Origin of the sequence: Streptomyces sp. NPDC058653 (assembly GCF_042716895.1) — a bacterium.
GTDB lineage: Bacteria > Actinomycetota > Actinomycetes > Streptomycetales > Streptomycetaceae > Streptomyces.
Genome location: NZ_JBHXRM010000032.1, coordinates 15,563 through 36,002, shown reverse-complemented (window position 1 = coordinate 36,002; position 20,440 = coordinate 15,563). Strand labels below are relative to the sequence as shown.

Annotated in this window: 12 protein-coding genes; 1 reads left to right on the top strand and 11 read right to left on the bottom strand. The window is 73.7% G+C overall.

What is annotated here, in order from left to right; all coding sequences use genetic code 11:
* Nucleotides 1-11 precede the first annotated feature (11 nt).
* The 4 genes from ACFWU9_RS24885 to ACFWU9_RS24870 all read right to left on the bottom strand — a co-directional run bounded on the left by ACFWU9_RS24885 (nucleotide 12) and on the right by ACFWU9_RS24870 (nucleotide 8,190).
* Entirely contained in the window at nucleotides 12-1,133 is a 1,122-nt protein-coding gene (locus ACFWU9_RS24885; RefSeq protein ID WP_384321992.1) for an ATP-binding cassette domain-containing protein, read from the bottom strand.
* Nucleotides 1,130-3,946, bottom strand: a complete 2,817-nt coding sequence (locus tag ACFWU9_RS24880) for an ABC transporter permease (protein ID WP_384322098.1) — start codon at nucleotides 3,944-3,946, stop codon at nucleotides 1,130-1,132. Before ACFWU9_RS24880 ends, ACFWU9_RS24885 begins: the two co-directional genes overlap by 4 nt.
* Nucleotides 3,947-4,193: 247 nt before the next feature.
* Nucleotides 4,194-7,589 carry an FtsX-like permease family protein gene (locus ACFWU9_RS24875; protein WP_384321990.1) on the bottom strand — a complete coding sequence of 1,132 codons (3,396 nt, stop codon included), beginning with the start codon at nucleotides 7,587-7,589 and terminating at the stop codon, nucleotides 4,194-4,196.
* Between the two features lie 202 nt (nucleotides 7,590-7,791).
* Nucleotides 7,792-8,190, bottom strand: a complete 399-nt coding sequence (locus tag ACFWU9_RS24870) for a globin (RefSeq protein WP_384321988.1) — start codon at nucleotides 8,188-8,190, stop codon at nucleotides 7,792-7,794.
* Nucleotides 8,191-8,402: 212 nt separating this feature from the next.
* Here ACFWU9_RS24870 and ACFWU9_RS24865 point away from each other — a divergent pair, with 212 nt between their 5' ends.
* Entirely contained in the window at nucleotides 8,403-9,425 is a 1,023-nt protein-coding gene (locus tag ACFWU9_RS24865; RefSeq protein WP_384321986.1) for a methyltransferase domain-containing protein, read from the top strand.
* Nucleotides 9,426-9,444: 19 nt separating this feature from the next.
* Here the strand turns inward: ACFWU9_RS24865 and ACFWU9_RS24860 are convergent, their stop codons facing one another.
* The 7 genes from ACFWU9_RS24860 to ACFWU9_RS24830 all read right to left on the bottom strand — a co-directional run bounded on the left by ACFWU9_RS24860 (nucleotide 9,445) and on the right by ACFWU9_RS24830 (nucleotide 20,438).
* Nucleotides 9,445-10,605, bottom strand: a complete 1,161-nt coding sequence (locus ACFWU9_RS24860; RefSeq protein ID WP_384321984.1) for an FHA domain-containing protein — start codon at nucleotides 10,603-10,605, stop codon at nucleotides 9,445-9,447.
* A 66-nt stretch (nucleotides 10,606-10,671) separates the two neighbouring features.
* The gene (locus ACFWU9_RS24855) at nucleotides 10,672-12,027 is read right to left on the bottom strand and encodes a VWA domain-containing protein (protein ID WP_384321982.1); all 1,356 of its coding nucleotides are present in this window, start codon (nucleotides 12,025-12,027) and stop codon (nucleotides 10,672-10,674) included.
* 146 nt (nucleotides 12,028-12,173) lie between these two features.
* Entirely contained in the window at nucleotides 12,174-13,670 is a 1,497-nt protein-coding gene (locus ACFWU9_RS24850; RefSeq protein ID WP_384321980.1) for a PP2C family serine/threonine-protein phosphatase, read from the bottom strand.
* A 3-nt stretch (nucleotides 13,671-13,673) separates the two neighbouring features.
* Nucleotides 13,674-16,475 carry a tetratricopeptide repeat protein gene (locus ACFWU9_RS24845; protein ID WP_384321978.1) on the bottom strand — a complete coding sequence of 934 codons (2,802 nt, stop codon included), beginning with the start codon at nucleotides 16,473-16,475 and terminating at the stop codon, nucleotides 13,674-13,676.
* Between the two features lie 61 nt (nucleotides 16,476-16,536).
* Nucleotides 16,537-17,865, bottom strand: coding sequence for a hypothetical protein (locus tag ACFWU9_RS24840; RefSeq protein WP_384321975.1), 1,329 nt, complete (start codon nucleotides 17,863-17,865; stop codon nucleotides 16,537-16,539).
* Between the two features lie 93 nt (nucleotides 17,866-17,958).
* Nucleotides 17,959-19,023 (bottom strand): glutamate ABC transporter substrate-binding protein, encoded by a 1,065-nt coding sequence (locus tag ACFWU9_RS24835; RefSeq protein ID WP_384321973.1) that lies wholly within the window; start codon nucleotides 19,021-19,023, stop codon nucleotides 17,959-17,961.
* Between the two features lie 11 nt (nucleotides 19,024-19,034).
* A complete protein-coding gene (locus tag ACFWU9_RS24830; RefSeq protein WP_384321971.1) occupies nucleotides 19,035-20,438 on the bottom strand; it encodes a hypothetical protein in 1,404 nt (467 codons plus the stop codon).
* Nucleotides 20,439-20,440: the final 2 nt, after the last annotated feature.

The following is a 20,440-nucleotide window of genomic DNA, read 5'->3' as shown; positions in this document are numbered from 1 at the left end:
ACTCGGTCCGGTTACTCGGACGGGGTGTCGGGCTCCGACGTCCTGGATCCCGGGGCGCCGGGCCTCGTGCTGTCGGGCCAGATCTGGATGTGGTCCTGTTCCAGTTCCAGCAGGACGCGGTGTTCCAGGGCCAGTGCTCTCGTGTAGTCGGCGGGCAGTTGGAGGCGCCCCGCGCGGTCGAGCATCGCGTACTCCCGGGCCACCACCGACTCCTGACCCGTCGTCGCGTCGACCTCCCTGCGGCGCAGGACCTCCGAGGAGGTGCGGCCGTCGCGGATGGCCACCGTCCGGCGGACCTCGCCCGCGACCTCCTGGTCATGGGTGACGATCACGATCGTCGTACCCAACTCCTCGTTCGCTCGGCGGAACGCGGCGAACACCTGCTCCCCGGTCGCCGAGTCCAGTTCGCCTGTCGGCTCGTCGGCCAGCAGTACGGAAGGGGAGTTGGCCAGGGCGACGGCTATCGCGACCCGCTGCTGCTGGCCGCCGGACATCTGGTGCGGGCGTCGGTCACGGCAGTCCGCGACGTCCAGCATCGTCAGCAGCGACTCGGCCCGCGCGGCGCGCTCGGCACGACGGCGACGGCCGCCCAGAAGCCCCCCGTCCCGGCCGCTCAACTGCATCGGCAGCGCCATGTTCTGACTTGCCGTCATGTACGGCAGCAGGTTCCGCCCCGTCTCCTGCCAGACGAAGCCCACCGCCTCACGCCGGTAGCGGAGCCGTGCCTTCGCGTCCATGCCCAGCAGATCGCGGCCGGCCACCTTCGCGGCCCCGGCGGTCGGGACGTCCAGGCCCGCCAGGATGTTCATCAGTGTCGACTTCCCGCTCCCGGACGCGCCGACCAGTGCCATCAACTCGCCCTCGGCCACCAGCAGATCGAGGCCCTGCAAGGCCTGCACCTCCACCCCGTCGGCGGTGAAGATCCGGACCAGCCGGTCGCAGGCGATGAGCGCGTCGTGCCCGTACGAGGGACGGTCGCGGTGGCCCCCGGCCCGCCGCCCCAACTGCTCCAGCGTCGCGCCGCCGGAGGAAACAGCCCCGCCGGAGGCATCAGCCCCGCCAGAGGGAGCCGCCCCACCGGAGGAAACAGCCCCGGCAGAAGCAGCCGCCCCGGACTCGGTCGACGATGTCATCGGCTCTCTCCCGCCCTGAGTTCGTTGATCGATCCTTGCCGCCCCGCCCACCACGCCTGCGTCACCGACACCGCCGCGGCGAGCGCCAGCACCCCCACGGCGGGCAGCACCAAGGCCCACGTGTCGGCCCGGAGCGGCGCCCCGTCCAGCGGGATGTCCGACGTGGTGGTGAGGGCGAGGCGTACGAGATCCACCCCCGGCGCCAGCAGCACGATCGTCACCCAGCCGACGAACGCCCCGCCCACAGCGGCGAGCAGCGCCTGCGGAAGGACCTCCAAGCCCAGGAGCCGGCGGCCCTGCCGCCTCGTGAGCCCCATGGTGTGCAGACGCGCCAGCAACGTGACGCGTTCCGGTGCCGTCTGCGACAGCGAAAGGAGCAGGGCCAGCAGGGCGTAGCCCGCGCCCGCCGCGATCGCCGCCGCGTAGATCCGCTCCGCGCCCTCCTGCATGGGCGTGTTGACGAACGTCTTGCGCTCCTCGGCGCGCAGCTTCACGGAGAAGGGCGCGGCGGACGTCTCGCCCGCTCTCTCGCCCGAGCTCTCCGCGGACGTCCCGCCGAACTCGGTGACCGTCCGCCGCAGCGCCCCGCCGTCCAGCGTCGCGCCGGTGGCCAGGAGCGTGGTCGGGGCCCGCTGAGTGAGATCGGCGGCGTTCACCAGGAGGTAGTCGTCGATCGGGGACGCCGGGGTGCCGGGCCGTATCTCCGCCACCCGCACCTTGAAGTCCCCGGCCGCCGACTGGATGTCGCGCGGCCCGTCGCCGAGCCGCTCCGCGACGGCGGGCGAGGCGATGGCGGGCAGCACCCGGTCCGGGTCGGACCCGCCGTCGCGTACGCCGCCCCCGCCCACCGACCTCAGCTCGGAGGCCGCGAACTCCCCGAGTCCCGTGCGCCGGGCCAGCCGCGCGTACGCCTCCGGCTCCACACCGATCATGGTCACGCCGAGCGCGGTGCGGAATCCCCTGGTGTCGGACGGGAGCGGTACGCCGTACTCGATCCGTACGGCCGTCACGTCCTCGACCCCCGGGCTTTCCCGTACGGCCTCCGCCAGCCCGTCCGGCAGCACCGGCGACGAGCCGACGAGGCTGATCCGGGCGTCGGCGCCGGTCGCCAGCACGGCGGCACGTTCCCTGGCGCCGTCGATCCCGGCGAGTACGGAGCCGCCGAAGGCCGCCGTCGTCAGCGCGATGAGCAGGGCCAGCAGCGGCAGTGTCCCCGACGTCGACGCACGGCCCGCGCGGGCCAGCGAGAGGAAGCCGACGGCGCCGCGCAGCCGCCCGGCGGGGCGGCCGACCAGCCGCAGGGGGAGCGGATAGAGGCGTACGAGGACCAGCGCGGCGATCAGCCCGACGAGGATCGGCGCGGAGCTGACCAGATAGTCCACGTCCCCCACCCCGCCCGCGTCGCCCGTGTCGAGGGCGGCCGGGTCCGGGGGTCCGCCCGCACCGCGCCGGCGGAGCGCGACCACCGCGCCGATCGCCAGCGCCAGCAAGGTCAGTTCGGCCATCGTGCGGCGGCGGGAGGGCCTCGCCCGTACGAGATCCTCGCGGCCCCCGCGCGCCCGCGGCCTGCGGTGCGCCGTGACGGCGCGGAGAGGCAGCGCCGCGCACGCCAGCAGGGCGGCGCCGCCCGCCGCTCCCACGGCGGGCGCGAGCCGGGCCTCCGGGACGGTGAGGACGGCCAGCAGCAGACCGACGGCGGCGGCGGGTACGACGACCACCGCCGTCTCGGCGAGGAGCCGGCCGCCGATGCCGGCCAACGATCCGCCGCGTGAGCGCAGCAGGGCGAGTTCGGACCGGCGCCGCGCGGCGAGCAGACCGCCCGCCATCGCCAGTACGACGGCGGCCACGGCACCGATCCCCAGCGCGGCGACGGCGACGACCGGGGCGATGGCCGAACGCATCGTGCGGTGCGCGGCGACGATCTCGTCAAGTCCCGTCGTCACGACGGCTCCGGGGCCGACGACCGTCGGGGCGCGCAGTTCGGTCAGCTCGGGGCCGTTCTCCAACGAGGCGACGACGGAGGCGAGTCGAGGCGCGTCGCGGGCGGTGAGCGACGTGATGCCGGGCGCGATCCGCCAGTACATCCGGGGCTGGCCGGTGGTGCCGAGGAGCACGGGCGCGGCGTCCGGCGCCAGCAGGAGGGAGGCCCGCCAGTAGCGGGGCTGGGGGCGGTCGTTGGTGGGTTTGGTGACGAGGGCGGGGGAGCCGAGTGTGGTCTCGACGGACCAGTAGCTGTTGTCCGGCTGCCGTGGCACGACGATTCCGGTGATCCGTACGCCGAGTTCGTCCCGGTCCACGCCCGGCACGTGCACCACCGAGCCGACCTTGAGCCGCAGCGCCCTCGCGGTCTCGGCCGTGACGGCGGCCTCGACCTCCCCGGTGGCCGCCGTCACCGCGCCGCCCGCGCGGGGAAGCCGGCCCTCGCGGAGGGTGGAGTGGCGGTCGAGGCCGGCCTGAGCGGCGAGGGTGAGCATCGGCGGCAGACTGTCCGGCGCGGGCAGCCAGGGATCGGTGCCCTCCACCGGCTCCGAGGTCCGTACGCCGTACGCCGAACCGCCCTCGTCGGCCCGTAGGGGCGCCGGCAGGCCCCGGGTGATGTTCCCGTGCGCCTGGGTCACCCAGGCGGTGCGCAGGATCTTCTCCCGCTCGCTCTGCGGCATGCCGAGGCCGGGAGGCGCGGAGCTGACCTCCAGGACGCTCTCGGCGGCCGTGGCCGTACGGATGTCGTGGCGCAGGCCGTTCGTCTCGTACGCGTCGACCGAACGCGGGAACGCGGCGGCCAGATACGCGGTGAGGACGACGAGCACGGCCATCGCGGCGGCGGCCCCGGGCGCGGTCCGCAACCGCGTCCGAACCCAGGGCGCGACGACCGGCGGACGGCGGCGCGCGCCAGGGCGGGACACGGCGGAGCCGGGTACGCCACGGCGGCGCGCGTCGGTGTCCGGAGCGTCGGAGCCGGGCCCCCCAGGGCCGGGCGCTCCAGGGCCAGGTTCCTCATGGCCGGGCGCGCCGACCTTACGGCTCTCGCCGTCCCCTCCGCCCTCCCCCTGTGCGCGCATCTCAGTTGCCTCCCCGTTCGCGCAGCGTGGCCGCCGGGTCCGTACGGCGCAGGGTCAGATACGCGATCAGCAGCAGCGGAAGCACGGACACCCCCGCCAGCAACAGCGCCACCTGGCCGGCGGGCAGCTCGACCAGGACATGCGGTACCGGCTGGGTGGCCTGGCCCGTCAGGACGACCAGAGGCACGACCGCCCTGGTCAGCGCGGCGCCGAGAGCCAGTCCGACCAGGAGCGCGACCGCCAGGAGCAGGCCCTGTTCGGTGGCTATCAGGCGTGCGAGTTGCCGGCGCGGGGTGCCCAGCGCCCGCAACAGGGCGAACTCGGCGCCCCGTTCACGTACCGACCCTGCCGCGCTCACCGCGAAGCCGACGGCCGCCAGCGCCGCCGCCGCGATCGCGGCGGCCAGCAGCGCGGACCGCGGGCCGAGGCCCAGCGGATCTCCCAGCAGTTCTTCTGCGGTCTCGTCGCGGACCATCACCTGCGCCGGATCGACGTCCGACCGCTTCCGCAGCGTCTCGGCGATCCCCGGCGCGCGGCCGGGCGCCGCGCTCAGCCACCACTCGGTCGGCGCCAGCGACGCCGCCCGCCGGTCGGCGAGCACCTGGTTGACCGCGCGCAGATCGAGCAGGAGCCCGCCGCCGTCGCCCGTACGGCCGCCGTCGGCGGTCTCGGTCGCCGCCCGCGCGCTCAGGGCGCCGGGACCGGTGGTGGGCAGCTGGTCGACAGAGCGCGCGATCCTGACCCGCAGCCGGTTGCCGGAGAGCTGGACGTCCAGGCTCTGCCCGGTCCTGGCCCCTGCGGCGCGCAGGAAGGTGTCGGTGGCGATCGCGGGCAGCACGGCGGGCGGACCGGGGCGCTCCACGTCCACCTGGACGCTGGTGCTCCGGGCCGGGTCGTAGTAGCTCTCCGCCTGCGGGCTGACTCCCGTCCTGTAGGTGACCACCAGCGGCGCCGCCGCCGAGACCGTCGGCTTCAGCGGCAGCACGGGGTCCGCCTCGCCCTCCAGCGACCCGAGCCGTACCGCCCGCCACCGGAAGTCCGGGGCGACGTCAACCGTGCGCGCCGCGCCCCCGGCGTCCAGCGACTCCAGGGCCTCGACGCTGAGCCGGTGGGTCTCGCCCGCGCCCTGCGGGGCGTTGGAGTCGAGCACCAGACCGGTCAGCGTGAGCGGTTCCGCCGGCGTGAGCGGCGTGCTCGCCGCTTTCGGACCGCGTACGGAATCGGCTGCCCCGGTCAGATCGAGCGTGACGGTGTGCGGTCGGCCGTCGACGGGCACCTCGCCCGCGAGCAGGCGGTAACCGATCCCGTAACGGTCCTCGACGACCACCGTGGTGAACGGAGCCCTGCCGCTCGGCGACACCCCGTCGCCCGCCGTGGTGTCGGCGAGCCGCATCGTCACCCGGAGCCGCCGGGTGCCTGCGGGCAGCGGGACACCCGGCCGCGCCGTTTCCGGCGGCCGTACGGTGTCGAGGAGCCGGGCCGCGCCCTCTCCGCCGGACAGGTCGTCGCGCAGGAGCATCCGCTCGTCGGCCTGGCCGGTGTCCAGGGCGAGGACCGTCGCCGTCCGGTCCGCGGACAGCTCGGTGGTGGCGCGGTGCGCGGGGGCCGCCGCGCGTACGCCCGGCAGCGCGGAGTAGATCCCCGCCTGGCCCGGATCGCCCGGCCGGTTCGCCTCCACCCGCAGCGACGCGCCGGTTCTGAAGTCGGCCTGCTCATCCTGCGACCGGTCCCACGACGCGCTCTGCCCGATAGCCAGCATCCCCGTCGCCACGGCCAGCACCAGCAGCAGTACGGGCCCCGCGCCGCGCAGCGGCCGGCGGCTGAACTGCCAGCCCGCGAGTGCCGACGACAGGCCCGACCCGCTCGCCGCGCGCCGTTCCGCGAGGCGTGCCACGGGCGGCAGCAGCCGCAGAGTCAGTACGGTGCCGGCGAGCAGCGCCAGCGCGGGGGCGGCGACCAGCAGCGGATCGACGCCCAGCTCGCCCCGGCTGTCCCCGCTGAGCGCCCCGCCGCCCGATGTGGCGGTCTGCCGGTCCAGCTGCCAGTACGCCACCGCCGCGATCACCAGCAGTCCGACGTCGGCGCCCGCGCGCACCGGGCCTGGCAGCGCCCCGGCCCTGCCGCGCCGCAGCCGGGTGACGCCCGCCGAGGCGAGGGCGGGCGCCACGACAGCGGCGGCGCACGCCAGCGCGACCCCGGCCCCGGTGAGCCACACCTGTCCGGTGGAGGTGTCGCCGAGCCGGAGCCCGATCTCGGTGAGACCGCCCCGTTCGGCGAGCAGCCGGGTCAGCGGCCCCGCGAGCAGCGGCGCGCAGATCGCGGCGGGCAGCGCCAGCAGCAGCGCCTCCACGGTCGCGAGCAGCGCGATCCGGCGCCGTGAACCCCCGCGCGCCCGCAGCAGATCCGTCTCACCGGTCCGCTCGGTGCTCAGCAGCCGCGCGACCAGCAGCAGGGCGCAGGCGGCGAGCAGGACGAGCTGGACGGCGACGATCAGCAGCGTGGAGCGCGACACGAGCAGGGCGCGTTCGGTCCGGTCGAGCACGCTCGGCAGGGTGGTCCGCGCGGTCACCCCGGCGTCGAACACCGGCTGTGCGGCGAGAGACTTCGGGCCGCGCTCGGCGGCGGCGCGCAGCGCGTCCATACGGTCGGTGGTGACGTCCCGGAAATCGGCGGCGGCCAGCCAGGACAGGTCGCCCGCCGGGAGCCGCCCGGAGTCGAAGAGGGCGGGATCGGCGAGCAGCGGACCGTAGGTGGTGAAGGTGACCGTCTGGACGCCCTGGCCGCCGAGGGTGTCCAACGTCCAGTACGGGTCGCCGAGATCGGCCGGCCGGTAGACGCCCGTGACCTGGATCGTGAGGGGTTCCTCGTCCAGCCGGTCGACGAGGGTGAGGCGCGTCCCGGCCTCCAGCCCGAGCTGGGTCGCCGCCTCCTCGGGGAACGCGACCTCCACGGGGTCCGACCCTCCGCCGGTCCCGGTCTCCCCGGGCCAGGCGCCCGTCACCAGCCGTACGCGCGAACGGTCGAGCGTCGCGAAGTGCGTGAGGTCGGGATCGCCCTTGCGGGCGGCGGGCGCCTGGAGTGCGCGGGGGAGCGCGTACGACCCGGAGCGCTCCAGCTTCCGTACGGTGACCGGCAGTCCGTCGAAGGACTCCCGCGCGACCCCGGTCGCCGCCTCGTTGGCCGCCTTCCGGTCGCTCGCCGGGACCTGCGCGGTGATCACGAGCGCGGCTGAGGCGGCCTCGCGGCCCTGGAGGGTGTGGCGCAGGGCGGCGTCCCCGACGGAGCCGGAGAAGGCGGTCAGGGCGGAGAGGACGCAGGTGGTGAGGAGGACGGCGAGGAGCGCCGCCGCGAGCAGGAGCCGGTGCGCCCGGACGCGCAGGAACACGAACCCTGTCACGCGTCCCCCCGCCGATCCCTCGTCCGCCCCCGGAGATCGGATACTTTCAGAGGGCACCCGCCCGGCGAAACCGCTTACGGGCGGACTTTGACACGATCGTGACCGTTGTCCGGAACGGGAGTTCCGCATTCCGGGACATCGCCGACGGTGGGAGCGGTCAGGACACCGACGGCCGGGACACGGGCGACCAGGACCCCGTCGCTCAGCTGTTCACCATCGACGCCGCGGCGTACGTCATGTAGTTCCAGAGCTGTGTCTCGTGCTCCTCCGAGAGCCCCAGCTCGTCGACGGCCACCCGCATGTGCCGCAGCCACGCGTCGTGCGCGGCCCGGTCGACGGTGAACGGGGCGTGCCGCATCCGCAGCCTCGGGTGACCCCTGTTGTCGCTGTACGTGCGGGGACCGCCCCAGTACTGGATCAGGAACAGCGTGAACCGCTCCTCGGCCGGCCCGAGGTCCTCCTCCGGATACATCGGCCGCAGCAGCGGGTCCTCCGCGACCCCCTGGTAGAAGCGGTGGACCAGGCGCCGGAAGGTCTCCTCGCCGCCGACCTGCTCGTAGAAGGTCTGCTCCGAAAGCGTGCCGCGCGGAATCTCGTTCACCTGTCCATGGTCTCAGACGCACCGGCCGAGTACGTAAGGCCTAGGACCGCGCGAAAGCGCCCCGACAGACCTCCGGCAGACCTCCGGCAGATCCCCGACCGTCCCCCGTCCACCGCCCGGGACCCGCCTTTTCGCGTCCTGAATCCGGTTACCTCCGGTCCGGGACCCCGGTACTGCTCGCTTCCGCGCCCCCGACACAGGACAGTGGAGGCATGGGCGTTCACCGCGAGCACCACGAGGAGTACGAGCCGGGCGACGAGGAGGAGGCCGTCGCCGTGGAGGCGCGTACCGCCATGGTGCGGGGCATGGTCGCCGAGGGGGTCCTCGACGACCCGGCCTGGCGCGCGGCCTTCGAGGAGGTGCCGCGCCATCTGTTCGTCCCGTACTACTTCGTCAGCCGGCTCGGCGGCCACGACCGGCTGTGGGGCGGCGACCCCGACCCGGTCAGACGGCTGCGCTGGCTAAGAGGCGTGTACACCGACGGGGCGCTGGCCACCCGCGTACGCGACGGGGAACTGATCTCCTCCAGCAGCCAGCCCTCCCTGATGGCCGGGATGCTCGCGGAGCTCGACGTGCGGGACGGGCACACCGTCCTGGAGATCGGCGCGGGCACCGGCTACAACGCGGGACTGCTCTCGCACCGGCTGGGCGACGACCGCGTGACGACGATCGATCTGGATCCGGAGATCACGGAGTCCGCCCGTACCCATCTCGCCGCAGCCGGGTACCGGCCCTCGGTGGTCACGGGTGACGGCGCGCTCGGCTGCCCCCGGCGGGCGCCCTTCGACCGGATCATCGCGACCTGCACACTGCCCGCCGTGCCCTCCGGCTGGCTGGCGCAGTGCGCGGACGGGGCGCGGATCCTCTCGCCGTTCTCCACCGGGCTGATCGCGCTCGACGTCGGTGAATCCGCCCACGGCCGTTACGCGGAGGGGCACTTCCTGCACACGTCGGCCTTCTTCGTCCCGTTGCGGGGCGGCGGTCCCGAGGACCCCGGACTGCCCGTGCTCCAGCGGATCGGCGGACTGCCCCGAAGAGCGCTGGAGAACGATCTGTTCCGCTTCATGCTCTCGCTCACCACGGGCAGCCTGGACCCGCACGAGGCCCTCTCCCTCTGGGAGCGCGAGGGGCGCCCCCAGAGGGAGAGGTTCGGTATCACGGTCGGCCCGGACCGGCAGTGGGCCTGGCTGGACGACCCAGCGGGGCCCTACTCCTGGTCACTGAATCCCCGCTGACGGCGGTCCGCCGGTTCTCTCAGCCCCGGCGGATCGTGATCGTCGTCCAGGCACCGACATGCACCCGGTCACCGTCCTTGAGCGGGACGGGGACATACGGCTGGATCGGGTCCTCGGCGCCGTTCAGCGTCGTGCCGTTGGTCGAGTTCTGATCGACCACCGCCCAGCTGCCGTCGGGCTGCTGGACCAGGACGGCGTGCTGGTGCGAGACGCCCGGGTCCTCCGGCGGTACGGACAGGTCGACGTCGGGGGACTCGCCGGCGGAGTGGCGACGCCGGCCGATGGTGATCTGGTTGCCCGTCATCGGAAGATGCTGTTCCGGTGAGTACGCGGGCAGGTTGAGCCCCGTCGCCTCGGGGCCGCTGCGCTGCATCATCGCCATGAAGTACTCACGGTCCGGTGCGACGACCGCGGTCCAGTTGCCGGGCGGCTGGTACTGGTGCGGAGGCTGCTGGTGCTGCTGCTGCGGCGGGCCCTGCTGGAACTGGTTCGGCGGCCCGGGCGCCTGCCCCTGCGAGGGCGGCGGCAGCACCCAGTCGTCACCACCGGTCTGCTGCGGCGGGGCCGGCGGCCCCGACTGCTGGAACGAGGGCGGCGACGGCGGACCCTGCTGCTGGTACGGCGGGGGCGGCGGAGGCCCCCCCTGGCCATGAGGTCCGGGGGGTCCCGGAGGCCCGGGAGGTCCGCCCTGGGGGCCGAGCCCGCCCGGCCGGCCCTGCTGGTGATCGGGAGCCAGCGGCTCGGCGGGCCGGTTCAGCTGGGAGGGCCGCGAGCCCTGGTAGTCGTACGGGTCCGGCGGCCGGGGCGGCGACTGCTGCGCCTGGAAGCCCGGCGGCAGGTTCAGTCCGGGAGGCGGGGCGCCCCCGGGACCTCCGGGCCCGCCCGGCTGGTGCTGGGGCGCCAGCGGTGTGTAGGAGGTCGCCGTGTTGGTGAGGAAGTTCCACCGGCACTCCTCGCAGAACAGGGCGTTGCCCTCACGCGGCGTACGGCACTGCGGGCAGAGCTCCGCCTGCGCCGTCGCGTTGGGGTCCTGCGGGTAGCCGTAACCGGGCGCGGGCGGCGGTGGCGGAGGCGGCGGCACCGATCCGGCGGGAGCACCGGCCCCGGCCGCCATGCGATGGCCGCAGACCTCGCACCAGTCGTCGGAACCCGACTGGTGTCCGTTCGGGCAGGTCGGCATGTCGGCGCTTCCCCCTCTCTTCGTCCGGCCCGCAGGCCGCTGTTGTCCGCTACGTGTCGCTGTTCGCTATTTCTTGACGCGAACGGTCTTGGTCGAGCGAGTTTCCAGTGTCATCTCGTCCGCGTCCGCGACCTTCGCTTTCAGTCGCACAGTACCGGTCGCGGCATCGACCACGTCCACCACCTTCGAAAGCAATTTCGCCGTATCCGCGTTCCCGGAGTCCGACGCGAGCTGTACGGCACGGCCCAGTTTGGCCGTCGCGCCGTCGAAGTCCCCCGCCTTGCGGGCCTCCAGACCCTGCTGGATGACCTGTGCCAGTTCGGCCTGGCCGGTGTAGTGCGCGACCTGCGGGTTGATGGACGTCGAGGCCGCCATGTCGTCGGTCCACACCGCCCGCACCAGCCCCTGGGACAGCACTTGTGACGTACCGTCGGCGGCGGGCAGGATCAGTGAGACCCTCGCGGCCAGCATCTCCTGCCCCACGCCCGCCTCCGGGACCTGGACGGATACGTGGTAGTCACGGGACTCGTCACCCCAGGAGCCCGTCGGATAGTCCCCGGCACGGGGGTTGGCGTCCGTACGCCGCTCGGTCAGCTCCTCGACCGTCGGGGCCACCTGCTTGACGAACTTGATCTCCACCCCGACGGGCGTCCAGAGCCGCAGGGCGACGTCCGCGACCTCCTTGCCCATCGCGTTCTCCATCATCTCGGTGAAGTCCGCGGCCAGGCCCGCCGGATCGGCGACGATGTCGGCCGTGCCCAGCATCGCCGAGGCTATTCCTGTGACTTCTTTCACCACCCAGTCCGTGCCGACGCCCCGCGCGTCGCAGGTGAACCGGCCCGCGCAGGCGTCGAGCGTGGCGCGCAGATCCTCCGCGGTCTCGTGCTCGTTGCGGCCGTCGGTGAGCAGGATGCCGTGTCTGATCGGCACGTCGGCCGAGGACAGCAGCCGGTCCGCGAGCCGCAGCCAGGTGCCGATGGCCGTGCCGCCGCCGGCGCCCAGTCCGCGCAGCGCGTTCCTGGCCTCCGCGCGGGTGGCGGCGTCCGCGACCGCGAGCCGGCCGTTGCCGGGGTAGACCTCCTTGGCCACATGCGTACCGGCGACCACGGCGAAGGCGACACCGTCGCGCAGGGTGTCGATCGCGGCGGACGTCGCGTCGCGGGCGTTGCGCATCTTCGTCGGCGGATAGTCCATCGATCCCGAGCAGTCGACCATGATCACCACGGCCGCGCCCGGGCCCTGGCCGGGTGCCGACGTGCCCCTGGGGGACGCTCCCGTGAGGGGCACCCCGCCGGTCGTACCCCCGCCGGTGGACGTGACCGTGACGATCGCGTTCACCTCTCGTCCACCCTCGGGCAAGTACTCGTTCTGGTACACCTCGACGGAGAACTGCGGCACGGTCGACTTGGAGAAGTTCGCCATCTGTATCGGCTCCTTGACGCTCCACTGGCAGAAAGTTCACAAGACGTGAGGGGGGCAGCGGGACAACGGGCGGGCGGACTCCCGGGATCGGACCGGGGCTCCGGTCCGGGCCGCCGGTCCGGCCGGTGGTCCGGGCAGTGGGGTGCTCAGGCCGTGCTGTAGGCGGATCCTGCCCCTTGCTGCGGTACGGCGAACGGCAGGAGGGCCACTGTTACGTTGTCGTGGCCCCCGCCGTCGAGGGCATGGCCGACCAGCACCTGGGCGCTGCGCAGGGGCTGTTGGGCGGCGTCGGGCGGAAGGGCCCGTGCCATTTCCTGCGGGCTCTCCGCGTAGTTCCACAGACCGTCCGTGCAGACCACCACGACACCGGGGCGGTCCGGTTTGAAGGACGCCGTGTGCGGTTCGAGTTCGTACGCGTCGGCCCCGAGCCAGCCGGTGATGGCGTGGGCCCGCTCGTCCGCGTACGCCTCCGCCTCGTTCATCAGGCCCGCCGCGACCATCTGGGCGGCCCAGGAGTCGTCCTCGGTCAGCCGGGCGGGCGGCCCGGTGCGGTCGTCGGGGACCCAGTAGGCACGGCTGTCGCCGACCCAGCCGATGACCAGCAGCCCGCTCGCCACGACCGCGCCGACGATCGTGCACGCGGGCGCGTTCTGCGCGCGGTGCGCGGCCTCGCGTCCGTCGTCCCGGCCGGGCCGGGTGGCAAGGAGGTTGACGGCCTCGGCGGCGGCGACGATCGCCTCGTGCATCGCCTGCTGCGGGTGGGTGCCGAGCGGAAGGGACGCGAGCAGCACCTCGTTGGCGGCGGAGGAGGCCGCCGCCGACGCCTCGTCGGGGCGGGTCGCGGACGACACGCCGTCGCAGACGATCGCGATGACGGCCGGCGAACCGTCCGGCAGCGCGGCCGAGGAGACGGCGAACGCGTCTTCGTTGCGGTGGTGGCGCAGCCCGCGGTCGCTGACCGCGGCCACCGCGTCCAACTCCTGCTCCAGATGGTCGCGCTCGCGCGGCTGGGCGTGACCGCAGTTCTCGCAGTAGCCGTCGGTGTCGACATGGCCCGCGCGGCAGGCCACGCAGAGCTTCATGCCCGACGGGGCGGCGGGCGGCGCCGTACGGGGGTCGGCGGGTTCCGCCTGCGGGAGATCGGTGACATGCGGCATGGAGGGCGCGGCCCCGGCGGGCATCGCCGGTGCCGGTACGCCCGCGGGCGCGGGCAGTTCGAAGTCCCCGGCCGGCGGAGCGGCGCCCGGCGCGGGCGGCGGCGCGGGCAGGTGGCCGGCCGGTGTGTGGCCGGACAGCGGCACCCCGGCGGAGTCGAGCCCCGGCAGCTCGCCGGGCAGATGCACCGGCGCGGGCGGGGCCGTCCCGTCCGTCCCGGCGGCGCTCGGCCAGTCGACCCTGCCGCCGGCGTGCGCGGGACCCGAAGGGCCCGAGGGACCCGTCCGGCCCGTACGCGCCTCAGGAGAGGCCGCTCCCGCGGCCGACGCGGGGGCGCCGTTGATGACCATCGTGGGGTGGTCCTGCGGCGGCGGGGGTACGGCCGACAGGTCGTACCCGCAGGCACCACAGAACAGGTCGCCCGACTCCAGCGGCTCCTCGCAACTGGGACACCTCGAAAGGGCTGTCGGCTGGCGCATCTGCGACATCAATCACACCCACGTCCGGGGGCGGAAGCGGTTGGCCCGCTCCACCAGGTCGATCCTCTCCTCGCCCCGCTGAGCGAGCCGGGCGAGCACCCGGTACGAGCGTTCCAGTCCCAAGCGCAGACCACGCTCGTCCAGTTCACTGCCGAGCAGCGAGGTCTGTCCGGGCTGGTTGCCCGGACTACCGGAGAGTACCCAGTCCAGAGCCGTGCCCAGAACCTCCGTCGACAACTGCTCGCGCCGCATGGCGTCCAGACCGAACTGGCCCAGCCGCGAAACCTGGTCGGCCGCCGCTCTCAGATCGTCGATCAGCGGAGCGTCCGGCATGGCACCCGGCAGGGCCAGCGGCGACTGTGCGCGCAGGTCACGGCGGCGCAGCCGGGACCGCACGGCCGCGATCCTGGCCGCCGTGTAGTGGATCGACGCCTCGGGGACCGACTCCAGGGTCCGTACGGCTCCGATCCGGTCCCCCGCCGCGTTCTGCACCCGGGCGAGGCCGAAGGCGGCGCTGACATAGCTCGGGTCCGTCATCCATACGAGGCGGTAGTACTCCGCCGCGTTGTCGAGCTGGCCGAGGACCTCGGCGCAGACCGCGAGCGCCAGCTTCGGCGCGGCCTCGCCCGGGAAGGCGTCGTAGATCGCGTCGAAGGAGAGCGCGGCGATCTCGTTCTCACCCGTCACCAGCGAGGCGACACCCCGGTACCAGACGACCCGCCAGTCGTCCGCGTGGCGCGCCTCCAGCTCCGTCAGCGCCTCGGAGGCCGTGACCAGCTCACCCATCTCCAGCCGGGCGCGCAGCTCACGCAGCCGGCGCTCCACGGAGTCGGTGGGCGCCTCCGCGAGCGCGGAGATCAGCTCGGCGGGCGCGGACGCCATCAGCCCCGCCAGGAAACCGGCGTTGGGGTCGTTCGCGTCGACCCGGGGGACCGGCAGCGCCAGCGCGGTGGCGGGCGCGTCGATGCGCGCGAGCGGAGCGCCGGTCTCCAGGGTCTCGACGGCCGGGACGGCGGGGAGGCCGGGGCTCCCGGGCGCGCCGGCTCCCGGTCCGGTCCGGGGTGCCGGGACGCCGGCCCGCGGCGCGCCGGGCGGCAGGGGCGGCGCCCCGAACGGAGGCGGGGGCGGCTGGATCGCCGGGTGGCCGGGCAGCGGCGCGGGAACGCCCGTGCCCGTGTACCCGCCGGGGCCCGGCGGCAGCGCGGTCCGGCCGGACGCCCCGTTCGCCGAACCGGTAACGCTCCGCGCCGACTTGTCCCGGCGGCCGAACAGACCTGTGCGCACCGGCTCGGGACGGGGCCCCAGCCGCGAGACGTCCCCCGCGGTGCCGGCGAACAACTGCGTGTCCGTGACGCGCGGTTCGGTGCCGAACAGGGTCGACAGCGCCGGCCGCGGGCGGCCCGTCTGGAGCGCCACGACCTCGCGCAGCACCCCGGTCAGCTGCTCGGCCATCTCCTGCGCCGAGGCGAAACGCCGCGCCGGGTCGGGATCGGTCGCGCGCACCAGAAGCCGGTAGAACGACTCGTACGTCCGGAACACGTCGATGTTGTCCGGGTCCGGCAGCGAGTCCACGAACACGTTCGTATAGCCCTGGAAGTCGAACGTCAGCACCGCGAGCGTCCGCGCCACCGTGTACAGGTCGGAGGCCACCGACGGGCCGACCTCGGCGACCTCCGGTGCCTGGTAGCCGACGGTGCCGTAGATCGCCGACTCCTCGTCGTCCATCCTGCGGACCGCGCCCATGTCGATGAGCTTGAGCTGGTCCTCGGACTGGATCGCGTTGTCGACCTTGAAGTCGCAGTAGAGCAGATTGCGGCTGTGCAGATGGCCGAGGGCCTCCAGCGCCTCGATGCCGTACGCGCACGCCTGCTCGACCGGCAGCGGATCGCGCTTGCCGTCCGGGCTGCGCCGCTCGTTGGCGATCTCCTTGAGCGCCTTGCCGCCCACGTACTCCATGACGATGTAGCCGTCCATGGAGCCGGTCCGCTGGTCGAGATGTTCCACGAAGTTGTAGATGCGGACGATGTTGGAGTGCTCGATCTCGGCGAGGAAGCGCCGCTCGGATATCGCCGCCTCCATGGCGTCCTGGTCACCCGTGTCGAGCAGGCCCTTGAGGACCACCCAGCGGTTGGAGACCGCGCGGTCGACGGCGAGATAGATCCAGCCCAGACCGCCGTGCGCCAGACAGCCCGCGACCTGGTACTGCCCGTGGACGATGTCGCCCTCGCTCAGCTTCGGCATGAACGAGTACGGGTGGCCGCACTTGGTGCAGAACCCCTCCGTACGCCCCGGCCGGTCACCGCGCGAACGGCCCACGGGCGCACCGCAGTCGGAACGCGAGCAGTACCGCTTGCGCTCCGGGACCTCGGGGCTCGCCATCACCGCCGAGCGCGGATCGGGCCGCGGCACGTCCGGTACGGAGACGAGGCCGGCCCCCAGCCGGTTGCGCGCCGAGCTGCCGGCGGCCGTACCGGAGCTGCGGACCGAGACCGACCGGCTGGAGAGCCGGCCCGACAGCGAACGCGACAGCCGCCCCGAGACCGAACGCCGTGAGGTGGAGGAGCGCGAGGAGGACCGGGACGAACCGCTGCGCGACGAACCGCTGCGCGCCGAACCGCTGCCCTTGCCGCTGTTTCCGCCGCTCGACCTGCTGTCCTTGCCGCCGCCGGTGATCCCGGTGGGAGGTGACGAGAGCATGCCGGTCGGCGAGACGACCGGGGCCAGACCGCAGGTGTCGCAGTACAGCTCACCGCCGCCCATGTCCTCGTACGACCCCTCACAGCCGGGGCGCTGACAACTCCTCGACCCGCTCATCTTTCCCCCCGTTCGATCAGACCCTTGAGCCCGTGCGGTGCGTGTCGTGCCCGGCCGGCGCTCATACGTGCCCCCTGCGGTCCGTGGGCCCGGACTCCCGCTGGGCCACTGCCTCGGCCGCCGCCTGCTGGTAACGCAGCACCGCCTGCTCGGCGACCCGCAGATCGCAGGGCGCGCTCCACAGCATCCGGCGGGCCGCGTCGTACCGCTCGGTCAGCACCATGTCCTCGGCGAGCCCGTGCCGGGCCACCTTCGCCTTGTACGCGTCGAGCCGGCCGCGCAGCTCGGCCCGGACCGCGAGCGGCGCCGTGACGGCCGTCAACGACTCGCGCGCCCGGTGCAGTTCGTCCTCGGCCTCCCGCTCCAGCGACTCGAGGAGCGGTGAGAGTCGGTGCCACTGCGCGTGTCTGCGGTACTCGGCGGCGGTCGACAGCCGCTCCTGGAGCGCCGTCGACGGTCCGCTCACCGCGGGCACCTCGGAGGCGGCGATCTTCGCGAGCACCTCGCCCCGGGCGGACCGGGCCTCGGTGAGCGTACGGTCGGCGCGCGAGAGCACGTCCCGCAGCCGCAGCAGACGCGCCTCCGAGTCCTGACGCACCGTCAGGACCGCGTCGATCTCCCGGCGTACGTCCTCCAGGGCGCGGGCCGCCCGGTCGTACCGCTCGGTGTCGGGCTTCCCGCCGCCCGGCGCCGAACTGCCGTGCACCGGTTGCCAGAAGGCCAGCGGATCGGAGATCACCTGGGCGCGCAGGGTGCTCAGCTCGTCGGTGATCGCCTCCAGCTCGTCGCCCGCCGGGTGTTCACCGGGCCGGACCCCGGCGGAGTGCGCCAGCGAACGGGTCCGGTTCAGCTCGGCGGCCAGCAGATCTATCCGCGCGGGCAGCGCCGACCAGACGGAGTCCGACGCCACCACCATGTCCAGCGACTGCGCGTACAGCTCGTTCATCCGCGCGACCAGCTCGGCCAGGGTGAACTGCTCGGAGAGCTTCGCCGGCCCCGCGAGGGACGGGGTGGCCGCGGCGGCGCCCGCGACCGTGACGCTGCGGCCCCGCAGCCTCTCGGTCAGGTCCACCAGATCCTGCTGGTTGAGCCAGCGCAGCCGGGCGCGGGCCTCACGGGCGCCGCGCAGGGCGGCGGAGTAGGCGTCGAAATAGTTCCACAGCAGGGTGATCGTCTGCTCGGTGGAGGCCCAGCGGTCCTTGGTGACACCGCTGAGGGCCGCCCCTTCGAGGAGCCGGCGGCCCGCGTGGTCCTGGAGGGCGAGCAGGGACGTCTCGATCGCCTCGTGCTCGGCGCCGAGGCGCGCGAGGGCGCGGTCCGCCTCGTCCCGGTCCATCGCCGGACCGGCCGACCTCCCCGTCGAACCGGGGAAGGAGCCCGCGTCGCCCATCGATCACCTCTCCGCTCTGCTCTGACCGCTTCCGTCACCGGCGCTCGGTCGTCGGTCCTCGTTCCGATGTCCCTCGGTCTCGCTACCCCGTCCTCAGTCCTTGTACGTCGCCGCGGGCGGCGCGGTTATCCCCGGCAGCCCGGCTTCCAGCCATTTGTTGTACGACCTCATCCAGGGGCTGTCGGCGCCGCCCGCGCGATACCCCACGAGGACCTGGTTGACCCTGCGCACCAGATCGTTGTTGCCGAGTTTGGCCGCGACGCCGTAGTACTCCTTGGTGAACGGCTTGCCCACCAACTCGACCGCCGGGTCCTGCGCCGCCTGACCGGCCGCGAGCGCGTTGTCCGTGACGACCGCGTCGACCTCGCCCATCTGGAGCCTTACCAAGCAGTCCAGTTGGTTGGGCACCGTCAGCCTGTCCTCGTCCCGGTCGGTCTCGTCGCCCTTGTCCTTGAACGTCGCGCCGAACGAGTTCTTCACCAGCGCGTCGTAGGCCGTCGAGCCCTCCGCCGAGCAGACGCGCTTGCCGGAAAGCGACTCGTCGTACCCCGTGATGCCCGAGCCCTTGGGCGCGAGCACCTGCTGCCCGGCCTGGAAGTAGGCGGTGGAGAAGGCGACCTGCTCGATCCGCGCGCAGTTGATCGTCATGGTCCGTACGACCAGGTCGACCGTGTCGTTCTCCAGGGCGCCGACCCGCTGGTTGGTCGGGATGGCACGGAAGATGATGTCCTCCGGGGAGCCGAGGATGTTCGCGGCGATGGCACGCGCGAGGTCGATGTCGAAGCCCTCGATGGTGCCGGACGCGGGATCGCGGTAGCCCCAGCGGAAGCTGTTCTGGTCGATGCCGACGATCAAGGCGCCGCGCGCCTTGATGCGGGCGATGCTCGCGCCGTCCGCGGAGGACGGCCGCAGACTGCGCTCCGGCTCGACGCACTCCGGGGCTGCGGCGGCTCCGGGCGCCGCGTCGGCGGCGACCTTCTGCGGCTCCCGCGCGTCCGTCGCGCGGTCGTCGCGCGAGAGCGGCAGCAGGGCGAGCGTCGCCGTCAGCGCGAGGGCGGCGGCGATCGTGACCCCCGTACGACGGCCGGCCGGCCGCCCGCCGGTCTCCGGCGATCCGTACGGCTCGCGCCCGTTGGTGTCCGTGGCGTCGGTTGTCATGCCTCCCCCTGTCACCGGTACTCCGAAAGCCTGCGGCTGATGCCGAGGATCGCGCCGACCGCGCCCAGCAGGGCCAGCGCGACCGCCCCGACCGCCAGACCGGTCAGCGCGTCGCGCCCACCCTCCGCGGAGTCGGTGAACTCCGCCTGCTCGTGCTGGATCGCCTTCGCGAGCGCCTTGTCCACCTGGTCGAAGGAGTCGCCCGTCGAGTCCTTGTCCCCGATGACCTTCGCCAGCGCGCCCTCGTAGTCACCGGCCTTGTCGGTGTCGTTCGCCGACTTGTGCCGCTCCTGCCACTCGGTGGCCGCCGCGCGCGCCTGGCCGACCGGCCCGGACCCCGCCTGGTCGTCGGCCAGCTTCCGGGCGTCCTCCAGCGCGGTGCCGAGGGCCTTCATGTTGCTCAGATGGTCCGTCTCGTACTGGTCGCTCTTGCCGTCCTTGGTGAGGACCGCGCCACGTGCCACCAGGGTCAGGTTCTCGTTCGCCCGCGCCTTCAGCGAGCTGATCCGCGCGTCGTTGAGGACCTTCAGCGACGCCTGCCCGTGCGCGGTGGCGTTGTTCAGGTCCGTGCGGGCGACCGTGTGGCCCACCGCCAGCCAGAGCAGCACCACGGTGGACGCGGCCGTCGCCGCCAGCAGCCCGTGGTTGAACACCCTGTTCGTCCGCTCGAAGTTACGGCGCTGCGCCCACGCCAGCACACCCAGCGCGACGACGCCGGCGCCGAGGGCCAGGAACGGCCACACCCGCGCGCTGTCGGTGTCCTGGTCGAGCCGGGCCGTCTCCGACTCGTACAGCCTCTCGGCCGCCGGCAGGATCTCCTTCGTCATCTGCTGGTTGGCGTACCGCAGATAGGCGCCGCCCAGCGGCAGCCCCTGCCGGTTGTTGGCCCGCGCCCGCTCGATCAGGCCCGTGTAACGCGGGAGTTGTTCGTTGAGGGTGGCGATCTGGCGGCCGGAGTCGCTGGTGCTGTCGGTGTTCGTCGCGGCCTTGACCAGCAGCCGGGAGGCGGTGTCGATGTCGGCTCTGTACCGCTTCTGGACCGTCGCGGGCTCCTGCGCGCCCGCCAGGAAGCCGCTCGCCGCGGCCGTGTCGGCGTCGGCCAGTGAGCGGTAGATGTTCGCCGCGTCGGCGCTCAGCGGCTGGCTGCGGCCGACGACGTCCTGCGCGGCGGAGGCCCGGTCGGAGACCTGGAAGGCCGTCACCGCCCCGAACACCACGACCAGCAGGGCGAGGACCGCCCCGATGATCTGGAGCCGGCCCGGCTCCGTCGTCGCCGCCGCGCGCAGGCGCTCCCTGATCTCGGCCCGGGCTCCGTGCCGCGCGGGTGGCGGCGGCGCGGGCGGTGGAGCCGACTGCGCGGGCGCGTGCGTCGGCGCCGGAACGGGCGCTGTGCGCACATTCGGCGGGTATGTCACTT